Here is a 22,085-nt window from a genome sequence, read left to right as displayed (position 1 = left end):
TTCGGCCCGGCCGGACCGTCGTCTGCGCTGCGGAAGACGGGCCGGCCGCTGGGCCGACAGTCTGGATCGACGGTCGATCGAACTCCGTGCTGGAACCTTCAGAGCGCGACGACGGTCAGCAACGGCTCCAGACCTTTGAAGTCGTCTGCATTACGTGTGAACAGCGGCATATCGTTGGACGAGGCGATCGCGGCGATCATCAGATCCATCCGGCGTGGCTTGGGGCTCCGGCCGGCCGTCTGCACCAGCTTCGCCATCGAGGTGAACCGCCGCGCCGCGGTGGAGGAGAAAGGCAGTGCGTCGAAAGCGTGCTCGATCTCCAGAAGTCGTTCGGTACGAAGAGCGAGCGTTTCCGCATTCGATGCCACTGCCACGCCCGAGCCCAATTCCGCGAGCGTCACCGTGCTGATCTTCGGCTGGATCGGAAGATCTACCTCAGCGATGGTGGCCAGGTCGATGAGTACACAGGTAGTCCAATAGACCGACCGGGTAGCGGAACTTGCCCCCCGGTTCGGTCATCCAGTCTGTCCTCTTCGAATGCGACATCGATTTCCGCGCGCTCATCCGAAGCGTTTGCAGTGCTCGCGAACCTGACGAGCCGCTTTTTCGATTCGGCGGTCGTCAGATGGTGACCTGCGACGATCGGGCGCAGTTCGCCGACAGGTCGCCCGTTGCGGGTATGGGGAAGGGCGATCGGCACCCGCTCCGATGACGACGGAAGCGATGCCGATCGCCGGTTACCGCGTCAGATGTGCGGCCGGGACCTCACAGCATGCAGCTCACGCAACCCTCGACCTCGGTGCCCTCCAGCGCCATCTGCCGCAGGCGGATGTAGTAGAGGGTTTTGATGCCCTTGCGCCAGGCGTAGATCTGGGCTTTGTTCAGATCGCGGGTGGTGGCGGTGTCCTTGAAGAAAAGTGTCAGCGACAGACCCTGGTCCACGTGCTGGGTGGCCGCGGCGTAGGTGTCGATGATCTTCTCGTAGCCGATCTCGTACGCGTCCTGGTAGTAGTCCAGGTTCTCGTTCGTCATGTAGGGGGCCGGATAGTAGACGCGGCCGATCTTGCCTTCCTTGCGGATCTCGATCTTCGACGCCACCGGGTGGATGGAGCTGGTGGAGTGGTTGATGTAGGAGATCGAACCGGTCGGCGGGACGGCCTGCAGGTTCTGGTTGTAGAGGCCGTGTTCCATGACCGCGGCCTTCAGTTCCCGCCAATCGTCCTGGGTGGGGATGTGGATATCGGCGTCGGCGAACAAGCGCGCGACCCGTTCGGTCTGCGGCTCCCACACCCGATCGGTGTACTTGTCGAAGTATTCGCCGCTGGCGTACTTCGACTCGGGGAACCCACCGAAGGACGTACCGCGTTCGCGCGCCAGCGCGTTCGAGGCGCGCAGAGCGTGGAAGACGACCGTGTAGAAGTAGATATTGGTGAAGTCCAGGCCTTCTTCGGACCCGTAGTGGATGTGTTCGCGGGCCAGGTAGCCGTGCAGGTTCATCTGGCCCAGGCCGATGGCGTGCGAGGAGTTGTTGCCCTGTTCGATCGAGGGCACCGAATGGATATGGGTCTGGTCGGAGACGGCCGTCAGCGCTCGGATGGAGACCTCGATGGTGCGCGCGAAATCCGGGGAATCCATCGCCTTGGCGATGTTCAGCGACCCCAGGTTGCAGGAGATGTCCTTGCCCACCTGCGCGTAGGTGAGGTCGTCGTTGTAGATCGACGGGGTGGAGACCTGCAGGATCTCCGAGCACAGGTTCGAGTGGGTGATCTTGCCGGCGATCGGGTTTGCCCGGTTCACCGTGTCCTCGAACATGATGTAGGGGTAACCGGATTCGAACTGCAGCTCGGCGATGGTCTGGAAGAACTCGCGCGCCTTGATCTTGGACTTGCGGATCCGCTTGTCGTCGACCATCTCGTAGTACTTCTCGGTGACGTCGACATCGGCGAACGGCTTGCCGTAGATACGTTCCACGTCGTACGGCGAGAACAGGTACATGTCCTCGTTCTTCTTGGCCAGTTCGAAGGTGATGTCGGGGATCACCACACCCAGCGACAGCGTTTTGATGCGGATCTTCTCGTCCGCGTTCTCCCGCTTGGTGTCGAGGAAACGGTAGATATCGGGGTGGTGGGCGTGCAGATACACCGCGCCCGCGCCCTGGCGCGCACCGAGCTGGTTGGCGTAGGAGAACGAATCCTCGAGCAGCTTCATGATCGGGATGACGCCGGAGGACTGGTTCTCGATCTTCTTGATCGGGGCGCCGTGCTCACGGATATTGCTGAGCAGCAGCGCGACCCCGCCGCCACGCTTGGACAACTGCAGCGCGGAGTTGATGGAGCGCCCGATGGACTCCATATTGTCCTCGATACGGAGCAGGAAGCAGGACACCGGTTCACCGCGCTGCTTCTTACCGGAATTGAGGAAGGTCGGGGTGGCCGGCTGGAACCGGCCGTCGATGATCTCCTCGACGAGCATGCCCGCGAGTACCTCGTCACCGGCGGCGAGGGTGAGCGCGACCATGCAGACCCGGTCCTCGAAACGCTCCAGGTAGCGCTTCCCGTCGAAAGTCTTGAGGGTGTAGGAGGTGTAGTACTTGAACGCGCCCAGGAAGGTGGGGAACCGGAACTTCTTGGCGTAGGCCTGCTGGAACAGCTTCTTCACGAAGGCCCGGCTGTACCGGTCGAGCACCTCGGGCTCGTAGTAGTTCTCCTCGACGAGGTAGTCGAGCTTCTCGTCCAGATTGTGGAAGAAGACGGTGTTCTGGTTGACGTGCTGCAAGAAGTACTGGTTGGCGGCTTCGCGATCCTTGTCGAACTGGATCTCGCCGTCCGGACCGTACAAGTTCAGCATCGCGTTGAGGGCGTGGTAGTCCAAGACCTCGCCGGATTCGCCGGTGCGCTGCGGGGGCTGCTCCAGCCGGGCGGTCATACCTGCTGGTGCTGTCGTTGTTGCTGCCAAAACAATCCCAATCCCTCACGGACGCGGGCGACGTCCTCGGCGGTTCCCATGAGTTCGAAGCGATACAGGTAGGGCACCCCGCATTTGCGGGAGATGACATCACCTGCGAAGCAGAAGGTGTCGCCGAAGTTCGTGTTCCCGGCCGCGATCACCCCGCGCAGCAGTGCGCGGTTGTGCGGATCGTTGAGGAACTTGGCGACCTGGCGCGGTACGAATTCCTTGTCCGGGCGGGCCGCTGAACCCAGGACGTGGCGACCGCCCCCGTAGGTGGGGACGATCAGCACGTAGGGTTCGTCGACGCGCAGGGACTCGGTGGTGTGCAGGGGTATCCGGAGCGCCGGGATATCCAGCTTCTCGACGAATCGGTGTGTGTTCTGCGAAGCGCTGGAGAAGTAGACCAGCGAATGCGATTCCGACATCTCACCTCCCCTGCTCCCGGAGCGGTTCGGGCCCGATATTCGCTCAGGCTGTGCTTATTGCGCCCGAGCTCGGGCCCTTCGTGGTGACACTGCGTTGCCGCCTCCGGGCCTGACGCGCTCAGGCTGTGCTTATTGCGCCCGAGCTCGGGCCCTTCGTGGTGACACTGCGTTGCCGCCTCCGGGCCTGACGCGCTCAGGCGGCGACGGTGGCCAGTGCCTTGATGCGATCCGGCCGGAAGCCCGACCAGTGCTCGTCGCCGGAGACGACGACCGGAGCCTGCAGGTAGCCGAGGGCCATCACGAAGTCGCGGGCATCGGCGTTCTCGGAGATATCGACGACCTCGTATTCCACCCCGGCCTTGTCGAGGGCCTTGTAGGTGGCGTTGCACTGGACGCACGCGGGCTTGGTGTACACGGTGATCATTCGAGTCCCTCTCTCCTGTGCCTATGTGCGGTGTTCGCGGTCCTTCGTGGTGACGGTCCGCCGCCCTCAGGTCCGAGCTCACCGCATGACTGATCCAGCCGGTGACCCGTCTGTGTTGTGCGGTGTATCGGCACGATCGGATGATCTGCGCAAACTCCGAGGACCGACCCTGAAACGCCACGTCCGGGCCGGTTCCACCCGGTGCCGGCGGGCCGATTGCACCGCCGTCTCCAGGCATCGATGACACTACACCTAGTGGCCGACAGAAAGAAACAACACGAGATGTTGCGAGTCACAACCATGTGATTTCACCGCTGTAAGCCGCAGGACAGCAACTCGACACGCCGGATTCACCGTGGTCCAGATCACAAATTTGCCGGGCCAGTTCTCTTTCAGCAAACGCAGGAGATTACGCCTGTCACACCAGTCGCTCCGCACCCCAGCAGGCCCTGGAGTCCCGTACGAAACCGACCGATCGGAAACGCGAGGGCCGCCCCGTCCGGTCGGACGGGGCGGCCCTCGCGTACCACTGTGGAGATCAGGCGGAGACGAGCTCCCCGCTGGCAGCGGTGACCAGAACCCGCACGGATTCGGTCAGCTCGCGCTGAGTGTCGGCATCCTCGCGCGGATGGCCGGCGGCGAAGCGCTCACCCCAGCCGGCGTAGTGCAGATGCGCCTCCTCGACGATCTTCCCGCCGGCGATACCGACGGACTTCACCGCGTCGGCATGCGCCCACTTGGCCGCATTGGGACTGATCGAACCGCTGAGCACGGCCACCGGCAGACCGCTGATCGCGCCCGCGCCGTAGGGCCGGGACAGCCAATCGATGGCGTTCTTCAGTACCGCGGGCAGGGTGCCGTTATATTCCGGGGTGACCAACAGCAGCCCGTCGCTCGCCGCGACCGCGTCGCGCAGCGCCTGGGCGGCAGCCGGAACCGAACCCGCGACGTCGATATCCTCGTTGTAGAACGGGATATCACCGATACCTTCGTAGATGGAGACCTCGGCGCCCGCGGGCGCGGTGGAGGCCGCCGCCTCGGCGATCTGCCGGCTGATCGAGGCGCCCCGAAGGCTGCCTACGAGGGCGACGATACGGGTCTGACTCATGTTCACTCCTGCGGTACTAGTTGTGTGACGATCCCACTGCCCAGACTAACCGGACCACGGTCCGCTACATTCCTCCGGAGGGACGCACAGCGCCGTGAACTACGACACACTCAGTCCGGATTCCACCGACTCCGGACCCCCGGCCGAACCGCGCCATACGCCCGAACCCGAACCGGCCTCGGCACAACCCCTGGCACTCCAGGTGCAACCGCCGCAGCGGGTGGGCCCCGCACTACCCGGTGCCGGCGAACCGGCCGAACGCGCCGACGCGGCCCGCAACCGGCGCCGACTGCTCGACGCCGCGCAGGAACTCGTCCGCGAACACGGAGTCGACGCGCTCACCATGGACGCACTCGCGAAGCGGGCCGGCGTCGGAAAGGGCACCGTATTCCGGCGGTTCGGCAATCGCACCGGTCTCATGTACGCCCTGCTGGACCATTCCGAAACACTGGCCCAGGAAGCGTTCATCTTCGGACCGCCGCCGCTGGGGCCCGGGGCTCCACCGGTGGAGCGACTCGTCGCCTTCGGCCGGGCGCGACTGCTCGATATCGAAGTGGAGGGCGAACTGCATCGGGCCGCCGAACTCGGCTCGTCCGAAAACCATTACAGCAGTCGGCCCTACCTGGTTCTGAAAACCCATGTGACGATGCTGCTGCGGGACGCGGGAGCCGCCGGCGATCCGGCACTGCTGGCCGACGCGCTGCTCGCCGCACTCGGCGCGGCCCTGGTCCTGCATCAGATCCGGACACTCGGCCACAGCCGCGAGCAGATCGGCGACAACTGGGAAGCCCTTGTTCGCCGCGTAGCCGATCCGGCCGCGCAGTAGAGTGATCCGGCATGGGAAACCTGCGTGAACAGATCATCTCCGAGTTGGGTGTGCTGCCGAACATCGAACCGAAGGACGAGGTTCGGCGCCGCGTCGATTTCCTGAAGGACTATCTGCGCGCTACACCGGCAAAGGGTTTCGTGCTCGGCATCAGTGGCGGCCAGGACAGCGCCCTCGCCGGGCGGCTCTGCCAGCTGGCCGCCGAGGAGTTACGCGCCGAAGGCCACGAGGCCCGGTTCGTCGCGGTACGACTGCCCTACGGTGTCCAGGCCGACGAGGCCGATGCCCGGATCTCCATGACATTCGTCGCGCCCGACGAATCGGTGGTGGTGAACGTCCGGCCCGGAGCCAATGCCGTGGCGGCCGAGGTGGCCTCGGCGCTCAAGGTCGGCAAACTACGAGATTTCGTGCGCGGCAATATCAAAGCCCGCGAACGGATGGTGATCCAGTACGCGCTGGCCGGCCAGGAGAACCTGCTGGTGGTCGGCACCGATCACGCCGCCGAGGCGGTGACCGGTTTCTTCACCAAATTCGGTGACGGCGGGGTGGACGTGACCCCGCTGACGGGTCTGTCGAAACGACAGGGTGCGGCACTGCTGGCAGAACTCGGCGCACCCGCGCGACTGTCGTCCAAAGTGCCCACCGCCGATCTGGAGGACGATCGCCCCGCTCTTCCCGACGAGGAAGCACTCGGCCTGCGATACAGCGAGATCGACGACTACCTCGAGGGCAAGGACGTCACCGACGAGGTGGCGAAGCGCATCGAAACGATCTTCCGCAACACCCGGCACAAGCGGGCCGTTCCGGTCACTCCGCTCGACGACTGGTGGCGCTGAACGAAGCCGGGCCACGGCGTGCGCCGACTCGGCTGAATCGAGGCGCGGCCGGCCGCACAGCCAACCGAGACCACCGACCCGATCGGTGTCGAGCGGGTGCGGCCACGTCGGCGCACCCGCCGATGGGCTGCCGTCTCGCCTCTGTCACTCACGCCTCGTAACGCACTCCGAACGGGCCGCATCGTCGGGTGAATTCCCAGGGTGTGCCAGGTGAGGAGTGGACGTGCCCGGTATCGGTGACCGACGATATCCGCATGTTGCTCACGCACGAGGCCGACCTGTTCGAAGGCTCCCGGGCCCGCCTGGAGGCGATCGCCTATCGTCTGCTGGGCTCGGCCGGCGATGCCGAGGACGCGGTGCAGGAGACCTACCTGCGCTGGCAAGACGCCGACCGTGCGCACATCGAGACGCCCGAGGCGTGGCTGACCAAGGTGCTCACCAACCTCTGCCTCAATCAGCTCACCTCCGCCCGCGCCCGCCGGGAGACCTACGTGGGGCAGTGGCTTCCGGAACCGGTGCTGGCCGGCGGCGCGATGCTGGGCCCGGCCGACACCGTGGAGCAGCGGGAATCGGTATCGATCGCCATGCTCACACTCATGGAGCGGCTCACCGCCAACGAGCGCGTCGTCTACGTGCTGCGCGAGGCCTTCGGCTACCCGCACCACGAGATCGCCGAACTGCTCGACATCACCGAAGCCAACTGCCAGCAGATCTACCGCCGCGCCAAACAACATCTCGCGACCGAACGTGCGCGCATCGAGGTCGACGAAGCCGCCGCCCGACGGATCGTGGAGGAATTCCTGGCCGCGGCGGTCAGCGGGCGGACCGAAACGCTGGTGACACTGCTCACCGATGATGCCTCCATCATCGGTGACGGCGGCGAATTCGTCGCGACGCTGAACCGGCCGCTCATCGGCGCGGAGCGCATCGCGCGGTTCGTGCGTCTGGCGATCAAGCCCTCGAACGGCACCTGGAACAAACTCGGCGGCAGGCCCCAGATGTTCTCGGCAATCGTCAACGGCATGCCCGCGCTGGTGCTGGTGTCCGAGGATCGGATCGTCGGCATCCTGGTCCTGCAGGTCACCATCGACGGTATCGCCGCTCTGCACGGCCTCGTCAACCCCGACAAGCTGGTCTATGCCAACCACCAGTGGACCACGTACGCGCACGGAGCACCCCTGGCCCAGCCGGCGTGACCCACGTCACCGCACGGAGCTGTCAGTGGCGCCGAGCCGGCGCCGTACCGCGTCGACGCGCGCCCGGCCCGCCGCCGCCGGGTCGGATCAGCCGCCGGCGAAGGGGGGCATGACGTCGACGCGCGGGGCCAGTGTCGCCGTAGTGTCCCGGGTCAGTTCGTCGCCCATCAGATACGCGCAGACGGCGAGCATCTTGTCCAGGCCGGGGCCGTAGGTCTCGGTGAGCCGGGAGCGGAGGTCGGCGATCGTGGCACCGGCCGGTAGGTCCAGGGTTTCGGTGTCCCGGCCGACCGCGTCGGCCACGGCGGCGAAGTAACGGACCTCAACCACCTATTGCTCCCATCGTGCGTTCGGGCGGGACGAAACCCTCGGCGTCGATCCCGTGGCCCGCCCATTTCTGCCACATGGCACCGCGCCACAGCTGCGCCAACTCCTCGTCGCTCGCCCCGGCGCGCAGACTCGCCCGCAGGTCGAACTCCTGATCGCTGAACAGGCAGGAGCGCAACATCCCGTCGGCGGTCAACCGGGTCCGGTCGCAGGTATCGCAGAATTTGCGGGTCACCGAGGCGATGATGCCGACGGTCTCGGGACCGTCGTCCACCAGCCAGGTCTCGGCGGGGGCGGACGGATCTTCGCGACCGGCCGCGGTGAGCCGGAAGCGGGTGCCGAGCACCTCGAGCAGTTCGGCGGCGGTCACCATATTCGCCCGCGCCCATTCGTGGTCGGCGTCCAGCGGCATCTCCTCGATGAACCGCAGTTCGCATCCTTCGTCCAGACACCAGCGCAGCAGGTCCGCGGCACCGTCCAGGGTCTGCCGCATGAGTACCGCGTTCACCTTCACCGGAGCCAGCCCGGCCGCCGCGGCGGCCCGGATACCCGACATCGCCGAATCCAGCCGGTCGCGCCTGGTCAGCCGGGCGAAACCGGCGCGATCCACGGTGTCCAGCGAGATATTGACCCGGCTCAGCCCGGCCGCCGCCAGATCGGCGGCGCGATGGCGCAGACCGATCCCGTTGGAGGTCATGGCCAGCGGTATCTGTGGCACGGCCGCATGACAGCCGGCCACGATCTCCTCGAGATCTCGGCGCATCAGCGGTTCCCCGCCGGTGAACCGCACCTCACCGATCCCCAGTTCGCGGACGGCGAGGGCGACCAGGCGGACGATCTCCGCCGCCGTGAGCAGTTCGTCGGCCGGGATCGCGGGCAGGCCTTCCTCGGGCATGCAGTAGGTGCAGCGCAGCGAGCACTTCTCCGTAATGGACACCCGCAGGTCCCGCGCGATCCGGCCGAACCGATCCACCAGCAGCGGCGTTTCCGGACGCCCATCGAGTGAGGGGCGCCCGGACCGCACGGTGGGGATCCCCATTTCGACCAGCGTCACGCCTCCATTATGTACGCCGGGTCCGCCGCCGTAGCGACGCTCGGCGGTATCGGCCGGTACAGAGGCCGCCCGCCCGCGCGTCGCCGCCGGTACCGAGGGCGGCGATCGACCAGTGCTCGCTACTAGTCTGGGCCTATGATCTCTCGGCCCGCCAGTCGTCCGGTCCGGTCGGCGGACGACTATCGCGACACCATCGAACAGCTGTTACGACCGCTGGCCGCCCGGCCGGTGGAGTACATCCCGGTGGCCGAGGCTCTCGGCCGGCAGCTGGCCGAGGATCAGCACGCGCCGATCGATCTGCCGGTCTTCCGCAACTCCGCCATGGACGGTTACGCCGTCCGGTCACAGGATGTCGCGGTCACCCCGGTGACCCTGCCGCTGACCGGGGTGGTCGCCGCGGGTGATCCCGGCCGCGAAGCGCTGGCCCCCGGTACCGCCCGCAAGGTGATGACCGGTGCGCCGCTGCCCGCGGGATCGGATTGTGTGGTGCCGGTGGAGGACACGACCGCCGATTCGAACTCGGTGCGGATCGAACGCGGCCGCTCGGCCGGTGAATTCGTCCGGGAGCCGGGCAGCGATATCCGGGCGGGTGCCGGACTGGTCACCGCCGCGACCATGCTCGCGCCACGCCATATCGCCGCACTGGCGGCGGCCGGGGTGGCCCGGGTCCCGGTCTTCGCACCGGTGCGCGCGGTCGTCATCAGTACCGGCAGCGAACTGGTGACGGCGGGCACCCTGCTGCGGCCGGGGCAGATCTACAACTCCAACGGGATCGCGCTGGCCGCGGCACTCACAGCCAACGGTGTCGAAGTCGCCGGCGTCGAGCACTGCGGTGACGAACCGGCGGATTTCCGGGGGCTGCTGGATGCCGCGACCGCCGCCGCCGATCTGGTGATCACCACCGGCGGGGTGTCCAAGGGCGATTTCGAGGTCGTGCGGGAGGTCCTGATCCCGCTCGGCGGCGAATTCGGTTCGGTGGCCATGCAACCGGGCGGGCCCCAGGGACTCACCGTCGTGGACGGGGTCCCGGTCCTCAGCTTCCCGGGCAACCCGGTGAGCGCGGTGGTGTCCTTCGAGGTCCTGGCCCGCCCGATCCTGCGCCACCTCTCCGGGCTGGCGCCCGTACCCGAATACGAACTGCCGCTGCTGGGCGCGGTGCGCCGGTCGCCGGAAGGCCGCCGCCAGTTCCTGCGCGGCCGGCTGGTCTGGAACGGTTCGCGCCCGCACGCGGTGGAGGTGGTGTCGGGTCCCGGTTCCCATCTCGTGGCGAGTATGGCGGCAGCCGACGTCCTCATCGATATTCCGGCGGCGATCACCGAACTCCCGCCCGGCGCGACTGTGCGAGTGTGGACACTATGAGCGAGTTGTCCCATGTGGATGCCGAAGGTCGCGCCCGCATGGTGGATGTGAGTGCCAAAGCCGATACCGCGCGGATCGCCGTCGCGGGCGGGGAACTGCGCACCACCGCCGAAGTGCTGGCGCTGGTGCGCGCCGACGATATGCCGAAGGCCGATGTACTCGCCACCGCCCGGCTCGCCGGGATCGCCGGTGCGAAGAAGACCTCCGAACTGATCCCGCTGTGCCATCAGCTCGCGCTGTCCTCGGTGAAAGTGGAGTTCGGTTTCACCGAATCCGGCATCACCATCGAGGCCACGGCAAAGACGACCGGTCCCACCGGCGTGGAGATGGAAGCGCTGACCGCGGTGGCCGTGGCCGGGCTCACCTTGCACGACATGGTGAAAGCGGTGGATCCGGCCGCGGAACTGACCGGGGTGCGCCTGCTCAGCAAAGAAGGCGGTAAACGCGGCCATTGGACTCGCGCGGAGCAGACCGCCGAGACCGGTGATACCACATCCGAGCATTCCGGACCCGGACCGCACGCGCTCTCACCCCGCAGCGATGTCGCCGGGACCGCGGTGGTGGTCGTGGCCTCCACCGGGGCGGCGGCCGGAACCCGGACCGATACCACCGGGCCGCGTCTGGTGTCGTGGCTGCGCGATCTCGGCTACACGGTGCGCGGGCCCCTCGTCTACGCCGACGCCGATATCGCCGACGGACTGACCGACGCGTTGCATACGAACCCCGATCTGGTGGTGACCACCGGCGGTACCGGAGCCTCCCCCACCGACCGCACGCCGGAGGCCACCGCCGCCCTCCTGGACCGGGAACTGCCCGGAGTGGCCGAGGCGATCCGGCAGCGCGGCACCGCGAAGTTCCCGTTGGCCGCGCTCAGTCGCGGCATCGCCGGACTCGCCGGTCGCTCGGTGGTGGTGAACCTGCCCGGTTCCCCGGGCGGGGTGAAAGACGGTATCGCGGTGCTGGAACCGCTGCTGGCGCACCTGCTCGCCCAGGTGGCGGGCCGCGGCGCGCACGAGAACGACCGCCCGGGACACCCGCCGGGTAGGAATGCCGGAAACGAGAGCGCACATGCCTGACCTGTCCACCGGAACACCCGGCGGCGAGCCCGTCCTCGCCGCGGCCGATGTCCGGCTCGCCGAGATCAGCGAACTCCCCTTGGACCCGGCGGCGGTCGACGCCGCCGTCCGCGGCACCCGCTACGGAGCGGTGGTGCTGTTCAGCGGTGTGGTCCGCGACCACGACGGTGGGCAGGCGGTATCGGCACTCGAATACTCCGCGCATCCGGCGGCCGCCCGGTTCCTGCGCGAATGCTGCGCCTCGGTCGCCGAATCCAGCGGTCTGCCCGTGGCGGCCGTGCACCGGATCGGCAACCTGGTGGTGGGTGATCTGGCGATCGTCGCGGCGGTGGCCGCACCGCATCGCGCCGAAGCCTTCGCGGCCTGCTCCACGCTGGTCGACCGGATCAAGCACGAGGTGCCGATCTGGAAACGTCAGCTGTTCGCCGACGGACTCTCCGAATGGGTCAACGCCTGCGGCTGACCGTCGTCGGCCCCTCCGATATCGGGCACGTAGCGCCAGACCGCCAGCATCTCCTGATCGTCGAGGACTCCTGGCCCGGTATGGACTGTCTCGCGCAACCGGTGCAGAACCGCGTCGATATCCAGGCCGGTACCGATGAGCACCAGCTCCGTACCCGCGCCCCGGGACCGGGGTGCCGGTTCCAGCGTGATCGCGCGGCCCACCAGATGCAGCAGGAACCGGCCTTGCCCGGGCACAGCGAAGGACACGAACCCCTTGGCCCGGAACAGTCCGGCGGGCGGGTCCTCCAGGAAATCGATCAGGCGGCGCGGATGCAGATCTGTGCTCTCGGCGAACACCGCACTCGTGTAATCGTCGTGCAGATGCCGGTGATCGTCGCCCGGCTCGGCGGGACAGGAATCGTCCAGCAGTTCGTCGAAACTCAACTGTTCGCCGATACGCGGTTCGCCGCGTCGCCGCGGATCGAACAGCAGGCCCGGATCGATACGCCCGCGCGTGGTCGCGTACACCGGTGCGCCCCCGGTCAGTTCGGTGATCTCGGCCCGCAACCCGGCCAGTCGCACCGGATCCACCCGATCGGCCTTGTTCACCACCACCAGATCCGCCAAGCGGAGATGGCTCGCCAGCTCCGGATGCCGCTCGCGGCTGGCCGCGAACTCGCCCGCGTCGACCACCTCGAGCAGCCCGCCGTACCGGATCCGGGTATTCTCGCTGCCCACCACCATCCGCACCAGATTGCGCGGTTCGGCCAGCCCGCTGGCCTCCACCACGATCACATCGATACCGGCACGCGGTTCGGTCAGCCGGGTGAACAGGTCGTCGAGTTCGGAGACATCCACCGCACAGCACACACATCCGTTGCCCAGCGACACCATCGCGTCGACCTGCCCGGCCACCAGCATGGCGTCTATGTTCACGGCCCCGAAATCGTTGACCACCACCCCGATCCTGGTGCCCCGGTTGTTGCGCAGCAGATCGTTGAGCAGGGTGGTCTTCCCGGCACCCAGGAACCCGGCCACGATCACCACAGGAATCCGCTCAGCCACCGGACGATAGTATCGGCGCCGCCTGCGGCGGCGCGGGTTGCGGGCCTCGTAAGCATCTCGGCGCAGGGGGCAGGCTCCGGAGGCATGGCCGGATGCGAGGTTTCGTGGTTCCGGGTTGTCGGTCGCGATTCCGGACTGTCGGTCGCGGTGCGGTTTCGTGCTCGTCCGGCACCACGCCGCTGCTGTGCGCGGGCTGTCATGGTGCGCCGTGGCCGGTGGATCACCGATGGGCCGCGTCGACCTGCCCGAAGTCGCGATATTCCGGTAGCGGCGTCTACGCGCATTACACAGAATCGACTACATTTCAGAATTGGAAATGCTTCAAAATTCATCGGCGCGGGCCCTCGAATTATGACCGGCTCGGGCAACCGGAATACTCACATCGATAGCCGATGATTTTCCGCATTTCTCCGGAATGATCGTGATTCTCCGAAATCGGTAGCGAGACTCTGGTAAACGTGCCGGGGAGATCGTGGGGGATCTCGTCGTAACGAGAACAGAGAAATACCGAGGAGAATCGAATGCGTGCAGGCACGTTCCTGATCGCCGGTGCGATGTTGTCGGTGGCGACCGTGCTGGGCAGCGGTATCGCGGCGGCCGAGCCCGCGGATGCCATACCGCACGACGGCGTCTACCGGGTCGGGGTCGATATCCGGCCCGGGACCTGGGAATCACCCGGACCCGCGGATCCCGCCGGAAACTGCGACTGGCGGCGACTCCGGCTGATCGAGGGCGACAACACGAATATGAGCTACATCATCGAGAACAACTACACGAAACTGGGCCCGATCCGGGTCACGATCAAACCGACCGACGCGGGCTTCAAAACCGAGAACTGCGGCCCCTGGCGGATGGTGCCGCCGACGCCCACCGGTTCGGCCGGACTCTGATTCCGGGCACACCGCGGCCCGGCCGCCCCGCGTGGGGGTAGCCGGGCCGTTCGTGCCGGAGCGGCGCTGCGCTCGATCTACCGGTGGGCGCGGAGCTGATAGAGCCCTTCGGTTTCGGCGACCACCACGCCGTCGGTATCGCTGAGTACCGCGCGCAGCGTGAAATCCGCTTTCCCGTTGGCTGCGGCTTCCGCGGCGATCCGGTCGATCTCGGCCTCGTCCAGAGTGGCCTGGGCGCGTACCGCTGTGGTCGCCGGTTTTCGGAATACGATCCGCAGATCTTTCACCAGCGGATAGAAGCGTGCGGTATCGAAACTCGCCACCGCGATGGCACCGCCGAGGATCTCCCCGACGGTGAACAGCACTCCCGCGTACATGACCCCGAAATGATTGCCGTTGCCCGCCACCGGAACTGTGGCGGCGGCATACCCCCGCCGCACCTCCTCGGCGTGCACACCCATCCGGTGCGCCACCGGAATGGTCTGCTCCAGGGCCGAGTTCACGACCTCGGCGATGGGCGGGTTACGGACATCACTCATAACAGGGTCGGCCCTTCCGGATGGGTCACGCTACGGATTGTTTCTCGGTGGAAGGCGGTTCGGGTTCGGCGTCGGCGTCGGGTACCTCGGTACCGCGCAACGACGTTCCCGCGGTCTCCCGAAGGAAATACCACGCAACCAGCCCGATCAGGGCGGCAATGGTCATATAGATGGCCGGGAACAGGGTCCAGTCGGTGCCCTCGATCACCGCCTCGTTCACCAGTGGGGCGGTACCGCCGAACGCGGCGGTGGACACGTTGTAGGCCAGCGCGAACCCGGCGTAGCGGACGTGGGTCGGGAAGATCGCGGGGAAGGTCGCGCTGATGGTGGACAACTGCGGCACGTAGAGCAGGCCCAGCACCACGAAGCCCACGATCGCCCAGCCGGTACCGACACCCATCAGCCAGTACATCGGCACGGACAGCACCGCGAGTCCGACCAGCGAGAAGAGCCACAGCGGCCGCCGTCCGGCCCGGTCGGACAACCGGCCGAAGAACGGGACGCAGGCCATCATGATCACCTGTCCGATGAGCATCATGGCGGTGGTCGTGGACTCGCCCAGACCGATCGTCTTCTGCAGGTAGGTCGGCTGGTAGGTGAGCAGCGTGTAGTTCGCCACGTTCAGGGCGATGACCAGACCACCGAGCACCAGCAATTCGCGGCGGTACTCGGTGAGCAGCACGCGGAGCCCGCCCTGGGGGTGCTCCTGTTCGTTGACCTCGGTGAACACCGGCGATTCGTCGAGCTTGGTCCGGAGATACCAGCCGATGGCGCCCAGCGGGACGGCGATCAGGAACGGGATACGCCAGCCCCAATCGTGCATGGCGTCCGTACCCAGGATCAGCTGGCACAGCAGCACTACCGCCGACCCGCCGACGAACCCGCCCAGCGTGCCGAATTCCAGGAAACTGCCGAAGAAACCGCGTTTGCGGTCGGTCGCGCATTCGGCGAGATAGGTGGCCGCGCCGCCGTATTCACCACCGGTCGAGAATCCCTGCACCACCCGGAGCAGGATCAGCAGGATGGGCGCGAGCACCCCGACCTGGCTGTGCGTCGGTAGCACGCCGATCAGGCCGGTGGCGGCCGCCATGAGCAGAATGGTGGTGGCCAGTACCACTTTGCGGCCCACCCGGTCGCCCAGCGGACCCCAGACCATGCCGCCGACCGGCCGCAGGACGAAGGAGATGGCGAAGCCGAGCATCGTGCCCAGGGTGCCGAGTTCCCCGGGGAAGAAGGCGTCGGTCAGATAGGTCGCGGTAGCGGCGTAGACACCGTAGTCGAACCATTCGGTGGCGTTGCCCATTGCCGAGGCCGCCACCGACCTCTTCAGTTGCGGTGCTTCGACCTGCGGTGGTTCCGGCTGCTGCTGGTCCGTCACGGTCAGTCCTCTCCGGCGCGTGCGTCCGTGTCGGCCCGGCCGACCCATGACGTCGCGCTCGCCGGCGACCGGGTTCCGGCGAGTATCGACCTTGAACCCGTACCCGGGATTTTCCCTGGGTAAACGCCGACACCTCCCCGGCCGGGTGGTCGCATACCTCTCATCAGCTACTTACCAGCGTATGTGAAGGCGGTCACACCTGCGGGAAAATGCCCTGTCCGGGTGCCCACGGCGCCCGGACAGGACCGGCGATCGCGACCGCTCAGCGCGGCTCCTCGCCGCCGACGGCGGCCGGCCGATGGTTCACTTCGATCAGCGGGAGCCGCAGCGCGGCGGGCGCGGATGCCGGGACCACCGGAGCCACCGGGGCGACCGGGACGACCCGCCGATAGGGCGACCCCAGCGGCGGCCGCGGATCGGCCTCGCCCTTGTTCGGCCACATGGCGACCGCGCGTTCGGACTGCGCGGTGATGGTGAGCGAGGGATTGACGCCCAGGTTGGCCGAAATGGTCGATCCGTCGATGACGTGCAGCCCCGGATAGCCGTAGAGCCGCTGGTAGGGGTCCACCACACCGGTGTCGGGACTCGTGCCGATCACGCAGCCGCCGATGAAATGACCGGTCATCGGGATATTGAACACGCTGCTGGTGGCGCCGCCGGCGATACCGTCGATCTTGTCGGCGACCCGGCGGCCCACCTCGTGCCCGGCCGGGATCCAGGTCGGATTGGGTGCGCCCTCGCCCTGCCGGGTGGTCATCGTGCGGCCGAACAACCCGCGTTTGGTGTAGGTGGTGATCGAATTGTCCACCGACTGCATCACCAGTAGGCCGATCATCTGTTCCGACCAGCCGCGGGGATTGTGCAGATGGGGCAGATCGCGGCGATTGCGCCAGATCTCGCGCAGCCACAATCGGCGTTTGGACACACCGGGTTCCTCGTCGACCATGACGCTGCCCATCAGCGAGATGACATTGCTGCCCTTGCCGTAACGCACCGGTTCGATATGGGTGTCGTGGTCGGGGTGGATCGAGGAGGTGATGGCCACCCCTTTGGTGAAATCGCTGTTCTTGTCCCGGCTGCGGATCGCGAGCAATTCCTCTGAGTTGGTCCGGGACAGGAAACCGAGGCGGCCGGAGATCTCGGGCAGCGAGCCGGAATCACGCAGTTTGTGCAGGAGGCGCTGGGTGCCCAGCGAGGCAGCGGAGAAGATCACCTGTTCGGCGGTGAACACGGCACGCTTCTTACGCAGCCAGCGCCCGGTCGTCACCGTCTGCACGGTGTAGCCGCCGCCGGGTAGCGGTTTCACATCGGTGACCGTACGCAGCGCGTGTACCGTCGCCCCGGCCTGCTCGGCCAGATAGAGATAGTTCTTCACCAGGGTGTTCTTGGCGTTGTGGCGGCAACCGGTCATACATTCGCCACAGTGGGTACAGGTGCGGCGCGCCGGCCCGACACCGCCGAAGTACGGGTCGGGCACATCCTCGCCGGGCCGGCTCCCGGGACCGCCGAAGAAGACCCCGACCGGGGTGCGCTGGTAGGAATCGGCCACCCCCAGTTCCTCGGCGACCTCCAGGAACACCCGGTCGGTCGGCGTGGTCGCCGGATTCGTCGCGACCCCCAGCATGCGCTTGGCCTGGTCGTAGTAGGGGGTGAGTTCGTCTTTCCAGTCCGTGATGCCCGCCCACTGCCCGTCCCGGAAGAATTTCTCCGGCGGTTCGTAGAGCGTGTTCGCATAGACCAGGGAACCACCGCCGACACCCGCACCGGCCATGATGAGGGTGTTCTTCAGCAGCGCGAGCCGCTGGATACCGAAGCAGCCGAGATACGGCGCCCACAGATACTGCCTGGCACGCCAGGAGGTCTTCGCGAATTCGTCGTCGGCGAAGCGGCGGCCGGCCTCGAGGACGCCGACCCGGTATCCCTTCTCGGTCAGCCGCAGGGCGCTGACGCTGCCCCCGAATCCGGAGCCGATGACGAGTACGTCGTAGTCGAAGGTCTGGCCGGGCTCGGCGCCGGTGCCGGTGCGCATTGCGGAACTGGACATCTTTCCGAGGCTATGGCCTGGATCACCTACAGGGGAACATACCCGCGGACACGAAATCGGTACTTTCGGCCAATCCGGTCATCACCCGGTCCCACCACTCATCGGCCGGCCCCCGCCACCGGATCCGAAACGGGGGCCGGGCCACCCGGATCGGCGCCGGAGCCGGGATCCCATGCCGCCTGCGCGCCCGGTCTGCCGTGCTCCACCACATAGGCGGCGCGGGTACCGATCGGCGCGCCCGGGCGTCCGACATAGGGCACCACCCGATAGTCGCTGCGCCACAATCGCTCGTCCACCTCGACCCGGACATAACCCCGCTGCCCGTTGAAGAACTTCATATCGGGATTGGCGGCCAGCAGTGTCCGGCCGCGCGCCGGCAGATCGGCGCCGTCACGTCCGGTCGTGATCGAAGTCCCGGTGAACTCGGTGGCCACGACCGGCGACTCCGGGTCACGATAGTCGCCGCGCAGATCGACCACGTAGTTCTCGTGCCGGTCGCCGGTGAGCACCACCAGATTCCCGCGCCCGCGCGCCGCGGCGGCGGCCAGCACCGCGTCCCGGTCGGCGACGTACCCGTCCCAGGCGTCGGTACCCACGGCGACCGCGGGCCCGGGATCGTAATCGGATTGCGCCATCGCGACCTGATTACCGAGGATCTGCCAGCGGGCCCGGGACCCGGTGAGCCCGTCGATCAGCCAGTCACGCTGCGGCGCACCCAGAATCGTGCGATCGGCGGCGAAACGGTCCGGGCAGTCGACCACGAGATTGCCACCGTCACCGCATACCAGCGGCGATCGGTACTGCCGGGTGTCGAGCATGGTGAGATCGGCCAGACCGCCGAAGGAATAGCGGCGGTGCATGCGGATATCGGGCCCGGCCGGAAGCTGATCGATCCGCAACGGCAGATGTTCGTACATGGCCCGGAAGGCGGCCGTCCGGCGCCGCCGGAACAGCGCGGGCAGCAGATGGATATCGATCCCGGCGCCCGGATCTGCACCGGCCCAGTTGTTGTCGATCTCGTGATCGTCGAAGGTGCAGATCCACGGGAACGCGGCATGCGCCGCTTGTAGTTCGGGCTCGGCCTTGTACTGCGCGTATCGCAGCCGATACCCGGTGAGATCGGTCGCCTCGGCGCGCAGCGTCGCCGGAACGGCTACGCCGGAACGGCCGCGCGCCCATTCCTTCTCGTAGATGTAATCGCCCAGGTGCACGACGAAATCGAGGTCCTCGTCGCACAGATGCCGGTAGGCGGTGTAGTAGCCGGAACTCCAGTGCTGGCAGGAGGCGAACGCGAAACGCAACCGGTTCACCGCGGCATCCGGGGCGGGCGCGGTGCGGGTACGGCCCACCGGGGAGACCGCCGCACCGGCGCGGAAACGGTAGTAGTACCAGCGATCCGGGGCCAGTCCCCGGATCTCGGGATGCACACTGTGCGCGAGTTCCCGGGTGGCCACCGCGCTACCGCGCGCGGCAACCCGGTCGAAGTGTTCGTCCTCGGCCACCTCGTACTCGACCGTGACCGGTGCCCGGGTGGCACCGCCGAGCGCATCCGGGGCGAAGGGGTCCGGAGCCAGCCTGGTCCACAGCACCACACCGTCGGGCAGCGGATCTCCGGATGCCACCCCCAGCGTGAACGGGTCTCCGAGCCATCGCGGCGCGCGATACGGCGCGCTGCTCACGAGGCCGGCCCCGGCCAGCAACGCGGCCGCACCGGCGGTGCCGGCCTGCAGCAACCGACGTCGGGACAGAGCCATGAATCAGCTTAACCCGGGCGATATGCCCGGTTCCGCGGGGCGCGGTCCGGTCACCCGGCCGGGCGCCCGGGCAACCGGACTCCGGTCTAGTGATCGCCGATACAGACCACGAACCGGCGCTGGTCGTAAACGAAACCGCGGTCGGCCGAAGGGCACCTGTTCACATCCACGGTGTCCGGCAGGATGCTGATCACCTGCACGCCGCCGGGGCCGCATTCGGTGCGCTGCGGTTGATCGCCCGAGACATCGACACAGCTCCCGACGACCCAGTCGATATCCAGACACATGGTCGTCTCACCGACGGTGTGACTGGAATCGGAATCGGCGGGACAGGCGGTACCCGCCGGGCCGGTACTGGCCACCTTATAACGGGACTCCGAACTGCCGCAGGATGCCTTGGTGACGTCCTTGTCACCCAGTGCGCTCAGGCATTCCCCCGCCGCGACCTCGACCTTCGGTGGCGCCTGCTTGGCTTCCTTGTTGGCCGAGCCCGCGATTCCGACCGCGGAGGAGGTGGTACTCGGTGGCACGGTCGTCGGTACCAGGACCGACGGCGGCGCCACGGGCGCGGGTGAGGTGGCGGTCGCGCCGGTGGACGCGGTCGTCTCGACAGCGGGCGGCGCGGCGAGATCGTCGATCTTCTCGTCGCTGCCCGCGGTGGCCAGCAGCGCCGCCACCCCGATGCCCAGCACGATCGAGGTCACGACGGCCGCGATAGCGATCGCGGCCGCGGTGGCGCCGACCCGGGCACGTTTGTCCTGCTGCGAGAGCGGCGCCCGACCGCCGTCCTCGTCGGGGGCCGGATCGGTCACGGTTCGCCGCGCAGAACGGCCATCACGGAGTCGAGGAACGGTTGTCCACCGGTGATGTAACCACCCGCCACCGCGCCCACGACCAGACCGATCGGGCCGGTGATGATGCTGAGGAAGCCGAGACCGACCAGCGCGCCGAGCAGACCACCCAGCACCGCGCCGACCGCGACGCCCGCGACGTTCTCCTGCAGTTCGGTGGTGAGCCGGGCCATCGAGCTGACCGGCCGCATCTCGCCGATGTTCTCGGCGGTGACGGTCGGGGTCAGTTCGAGAGTCGTACCGTCGGCACTGATCTCGTGGGCCACGGCCATCTCGCTACCGGAGATCTCGTACTGCAGCGGCACTTCGGCCACCACGGCACCGCTGACGGCCTTGAGCACGGCCTTGGCGCCGTCCGGCGTCAGTTCGAACCGCCCGTCCTGGACCTCGGTGGTGATCTTCTGGGTCTTCTGGTCGACGCTGGTCTCGTAGGCGACGCCCTGGTCGACGCCCTCGCTCTTGATCTCCGGAGCCGGAGCCGCGGGTTCGGCGTGCACCACGCCGGCGGAAATCCCTACTGCGGCAACGGACAGAAGTGCGGTAGCGGCGAAAGTGCCGAACTTCATTACGCTCAATTCCTTCTCACGTGAACCGGCCCGAGGGCCGGGCGAGCTGCGATTTCACTTCGCGCACAGGACCATACCGATAATTCGAGCGGGGTTGCATATCAAGAATTAAACGGAGAATTCATCATTTAAATTGCTGTTCAATAACTCCGCTGTTCGCGGGGAATTCCCCGATACTCGTCCCGTTCAACGGTTATACGACTCTGCGATATCACCGCGGCGCCATCGGCGATACCGGCAGCATTCGCCTGGCAATCGCCTCGGCCCATAACATTTATGCACCGTTATTCCCCGAACGGCACCCAGGTGTTACACAACCGCCGAAATGTGCCAGTCCCAGGAGGTCCGGCCGGGACCACGCCGGGGCCGGTCGCCAACCGGAACTACTTCGTGACCCACGGTGACTGTGCCGCGCGACCCGGGGGTGCTGGACTACCTACTACGACAATCCATCGGTACCCGCCGCCGAGACGACCGGAGCCCGAGCCATGACCACCGCACGCTCGCGTATCGCGCTCACCGCCGCCGCCCTGACCGCCGCGACCGTATTCGGCCCCGCATCGGGCGCCTCGGCCGCAGTGTCGAGTGTGAGTGTCTCCGGTGGTTTCGGCCTCGGTTTCGTGCAGTACGGGACGAGTTGTACCTACACCGTCACGGTGCTCGGCGACGGGGTGGGTGCGCTGGAGGACCGGGTGAACGGGCAGCCGGGCGGCGGGACGTTCGGTCCGATCGAGCAGGTGGGGCCGGGGAAGTTCACCGCGGACTGGGCGCCCTCGGTATCCGGACGGCACCAGGTGTCGGCCGACGGGGTGGTCGCGGAGGTGAACGTGCAGAAGGGTTACGACTTCGGCATCGTCTGTTTCACCCTGCCCGAATACCTGCGCCTGCCGGACTGACTCGTCCGGGAACAGGACCTGCCCGTACCGCCTCGGCGAAACCGGCACGACCGCCCGATCGCTTGACAGACTCCGTAC

At 67.1% G+C, this 22,085-nt stretch carries 22 protein-coding genes; 8 read left to right on the top strand and 14 right to left on the bottom strand.

From position 1 onward, the window contains the following. Positions 1-98: 98 nt before the first annotated feature. The 5 genes from ACWCPQ_RS22055 to ACWCPQ_RS22035 form a co-directional block, all read right to left on the bottom strand. Positions 99-401 carry a type II toxin-antitoxin system VapC family toxin gene (locus ACWCPQ_RS22055; RefSeq protein ID WP_449901749.1) on the bottom strand — a complete coding sequence of 101 codons (303 nt, stop codon included), beginning with the start codon at positions 399-401 and terminating at the stop codon, positions 99-101. 364 nt (positions 402-765) lie between these two features. Next, positions 766-2,925 carry a class 1b ribonucleoside-diphosphate reductase subunit alpha gene (nrdE, locus tag ACWCPQ_RS22050; RefSeq protein WP_449901746.1) on the bottom strand — a complete coding sequence of 720 codons (2,160 nt, stop codon included), beginning with the start codon at positions 2,923-2,925 and terminating at the stop codon, positions 766-768. Continuing rightward, entirely contained in the window at positions 2,922-3,374 is a 453-nt protein-coding gene (nrdI, locus tag ACWCPQ_RS22045) for a class Ib ribonucleoside-diphosphate reductase assembly flavoprotein NrdI (protein ID WP_449901745.1), read from the bottom strand. The genes nrdE and nrdI overlap by 4 nt, the downstream gene beginning before the upstream one ends. Positions 3,375-3,567: 193 nt before the next feature. Next, positions 3,568-3,798 carry a glutaredoxin-like protein NrdH gene (gene nrdH / locus ACWCPQ_RS22040; protein WP_449901743.1) on the bottom strand — a complete coding sequence of 77 codons (231 nt, stop codon included), beginning with the start codon at positions 3,796-3,798 and terminating at the stop codon, positions 3,568-3,570. 538 nt (positions 3,799-4,336) lie between these two features. After that, positions 4,337-4,906 (bottom strand): NAD(P)H-dependent oxidoreductase, encoded by a 570-nt coding sequence (locus tag ACWCPQ_RS22035; protein ID WP_449901740.1) that lies wholly within the window; start codon positions 4,904-4,906, stop codon positions 4,337-4,339. 190 nt (positions 4,907-5,096) lie between these two features. Between ACWCPQ_RS22035 and ACWCPQ_RS22030 the strand changes: the two genes are divergently transcribed. From ACWCPQ_RS22030 to sigJ, 3 genes are all read left to right on the top strand, one after another. Next, a complete protein-coding gene (locus ACWCPQ_RS22030) occupies positions 5,097-5,732 on the top strand; it encodes a TetR/AcrR family transcriptional regulator (RefSeq protein WP_449901899.1) in 636 nt (211 codons plus the stop codon). Between the two features lie 11 nt (positions 5,733-5,743). Beyond that, complete coding sequence (gene nadE, locus ACWCPQ_RS22025; RefSeq protein ID WP_449901738.1) at positions 5,744-6,568, top strand: ammonia-dependent NAD(+) synthetase; 825 nt, start codon at positions 5,744-5,746, stop codon at positions 6,566-6,568. A 254-nt stretch (positions 6,569-6,822) separates the two neighbouring features. Next, a complete protein-coding gene (gene sigJ, locus ACWCPQ_RS22020; protein WP_449901736.1) occupies positions 6,823-7,764 on the top strand; it encodes an RNA polymerase sigma factor SigJ in 942 nt (313 codons plus the stop codon). Between the two features lie 87 nt (positions 7,765-7,851). Here the strand turns inward: sigJ and ACWCPQ_RS22015 are convergent, their stop codons facing one another. Then, positions 7,852-8,094 carry a MoaD/ThiS family protein gene (locus ACWCPQ_RS22015; RefSeq protein ID WP_449901734.1) on the bottom strand — a complete coding sequence of 81 codons (243 nt, stop codon included), beginning with the start codon at positions 8,092-8,094 and terminating at the stop codon, positions 7,852-7,854. Further along, a complete protein-coding gene (gene moaA, locus ACWCPQ_RS22010) occupies positions 8,087-9,145 on the bottom strand; it encodes a GTP 3',8-cyclase MoaA (RefSeq protein WP_449901732.1) in 1,059 nt (352 codons plus the stop codon). Before moaA ends, ACWCPQ_RS22015 begins: the two co-directional genes overlap by 8 nt. A 135-nt stretch (positions 9,146-9,280) precedes the next feature. Here moaA and ACWCPQ_RS22005 point away from each other — a divergent pair, with 135 nt between their 5' ends. Genes ACWCPQ_RS22005 through ACWCPQ_RS21995 form a run of 3 tightly spaced genes read left to right on the top strand, consistent with a single transcriptional unit; the run spans position 9,281 to position 12,043 of the window. Beyond that, complete coding sequence (locus tag ACWCPQ_RS22005) at positions 9,281-10,504, top strand: molybdopterin molybdotransferase MoeA (RefSeq protein ID WP_449901730.1); 1,224 nt, start codon at positions 9,281-9,283, stop codon at positions 10,502-10,504. Further along, positions 10,501-11,580 (top strand): bifunctional molybdenum cofactor biosynthesis protein MoaC/MoaB, encoded by a 1,080-nt coding sequence (moaCB, locus tag ACWCPQ_RS22000; RefSeq protein WP_449901728.1) that lies wholly within the window; start codon positions 10,501-10,503, stop codon positions 11,578-11,580. Before ACWCPQ_RS22005 ends, moaCB begins: the two co-directional genes overlap by 4 nt. Continuing rightward, a complete protein-coding gene (locus ACWCPQ_RS21995) occupies positions 11,573-12,043 on the top strand; it encodes a molybdenum cofactor biosynthesis protein MoaE (RefSeq protein WP_449901725.1) in 471 nt (156 codons plus the stop codon). The genes moaCB and ACWCPQ_RS21995 overlap by 8 nt, the downstream gene beginning before the upstream one ends. On the opposite strand, the gene ACWCPQ_RS21990 is transcribed toward ACWCPQ_RS21995, so the two are convergent. After that, entirely contained in the window at positions 11,995-13,089 is a 1,095-nt protein-coding gene (locus ACWCPQ_RS21990; protein ID WP_449901723.1) for a CobW family GTP-binding protein, read from the bottom strand. The two genes, ACWCPQ_RS21995 and ACWCPQ_RS21990, sit on opposite strands and share 49 nt — an antisense overlap. A 521-nt stretch (positions 13,090-13,610) precedes the next feature. On the opposite strand from ACWCPQ_RS21990, the gene ACWCPQ_RS21985 reads away from it, so the two are divergent. Next, entirely contained in the window at positions 13,611-13,979 is a 369-nt protein-coding gene (locus ACWCPQ_RS21985; protein WP_449901720.1) for a hypothetical protein, read from the top strand. A gap of 77 nt (positions 13,980-14,056) precedes the next feature. Here ACWCPQ_RS21985 and ACWCPQ_RS21980 read toward each other — a convergent pair whose 3' ends face one another. The 6 genes from ACWCPQ_RS21980 to ACWCPQ_RS21955 form a co-directional block, all read right to left on the bottom strand. Continuing rightward, entirely contained in the window at positions 14,057-14,518 is a 462-nt protein-coding gene (locus tag ACWCPQ_RS21980) for a PaaI family thioesterase (protein WP_449901718.1), read from the bottom strand. 25 nt (positions 14,519-14,543) lie between these two features. Then, positions 14,544-15,821: an MFS transporter gene (locus ACWCPQ_RS21975; protein ID WP_449901897.1), complete on the bottom strand. Its 1,278-nt coding sequence runs from the start codon at positions 15,819-15,821 to the stop codon at positions 14,544-14,546. Between the two features lie 337 nt (positions 15,822-16,158). After that, a complete protein-coding gene (locus ACWCPQ_RS21970; RefSeq protein ID WP_449901716.1) occupies positions 16,159-17,940 on the bottom strand; it encodes a GMC family oxidoreductase N-terminal domain-containing protein in 1,782 nt (593 codons plus the stop codon). A 98-nt stretch (positions 17,941-18,038) separates the two neighbouring features. After that, on the bottom strand, positions 18,039-19,694 hold the full coding sequence (locus ACWCPQ_RS21965) for an alkaline phosphatase D family protein (RefSeq protein ID WP_449901714.1): 1,656 nt from the start codon (positions 19,692-19,694) through the stop codon (positions 18,039-18,041). Positions 19,695-19,780: 86 nt separating this feature from the next. Beyond that, positions 19,781-20,506 carry an LppU/SCO3897 family protein gene (locus ACWCPQ_RS21960; RefSeq protein ID WP_449901712.1) on the bottom strand — a complete coding sequence of 242 codons (726 nt, stop codon included), beginning with the start codon at positions 20,504-20,506 and terminating at the stop codon, positions 19,781-19,783. Next, positions 20,503-21,111, bottom strand: coding sequence for a hypothetical protein (locus ACWCPQ_RS21955; protein ID WP_449901710.1), 609 nt, complete (start codon positions 21,109-21,111; stop codon positions 20,503-20,505). The genes ACWCPQ_RS21960 and ACWCPQ_RS21955 overlap by 4 nt, the downstream gene beginning before the upstream one ends. A 488-nt stretch (positions 21,112-21,599) precedes the next feature. Between ACWCPQ_RS21955 and ACWCPQ_RS21950 the strand changes: the two genes are divergently transcribed. Continuing rightward, positions 21,600-22,007, top strand: coding sequence for a hypothetical protein (locus tag ACWCPQ_RS21950; RefSeq protein ID WP_449901708.1), 408 nt, complete (start codon positions 21,600-21,602; stop codon positions 22,005-22,007). Positions 22,008-22,085 lie beyond the last annotated feature (78 nt).

The sequence above is a fragment of the Nocardia sp. NPDC001965 genome (genome assembly GCF_053594175.1).
Note: the sequence above shows the minus strand (reverse complement) of the source record. Positions and strands in the feature narration are given on the sequence as shown.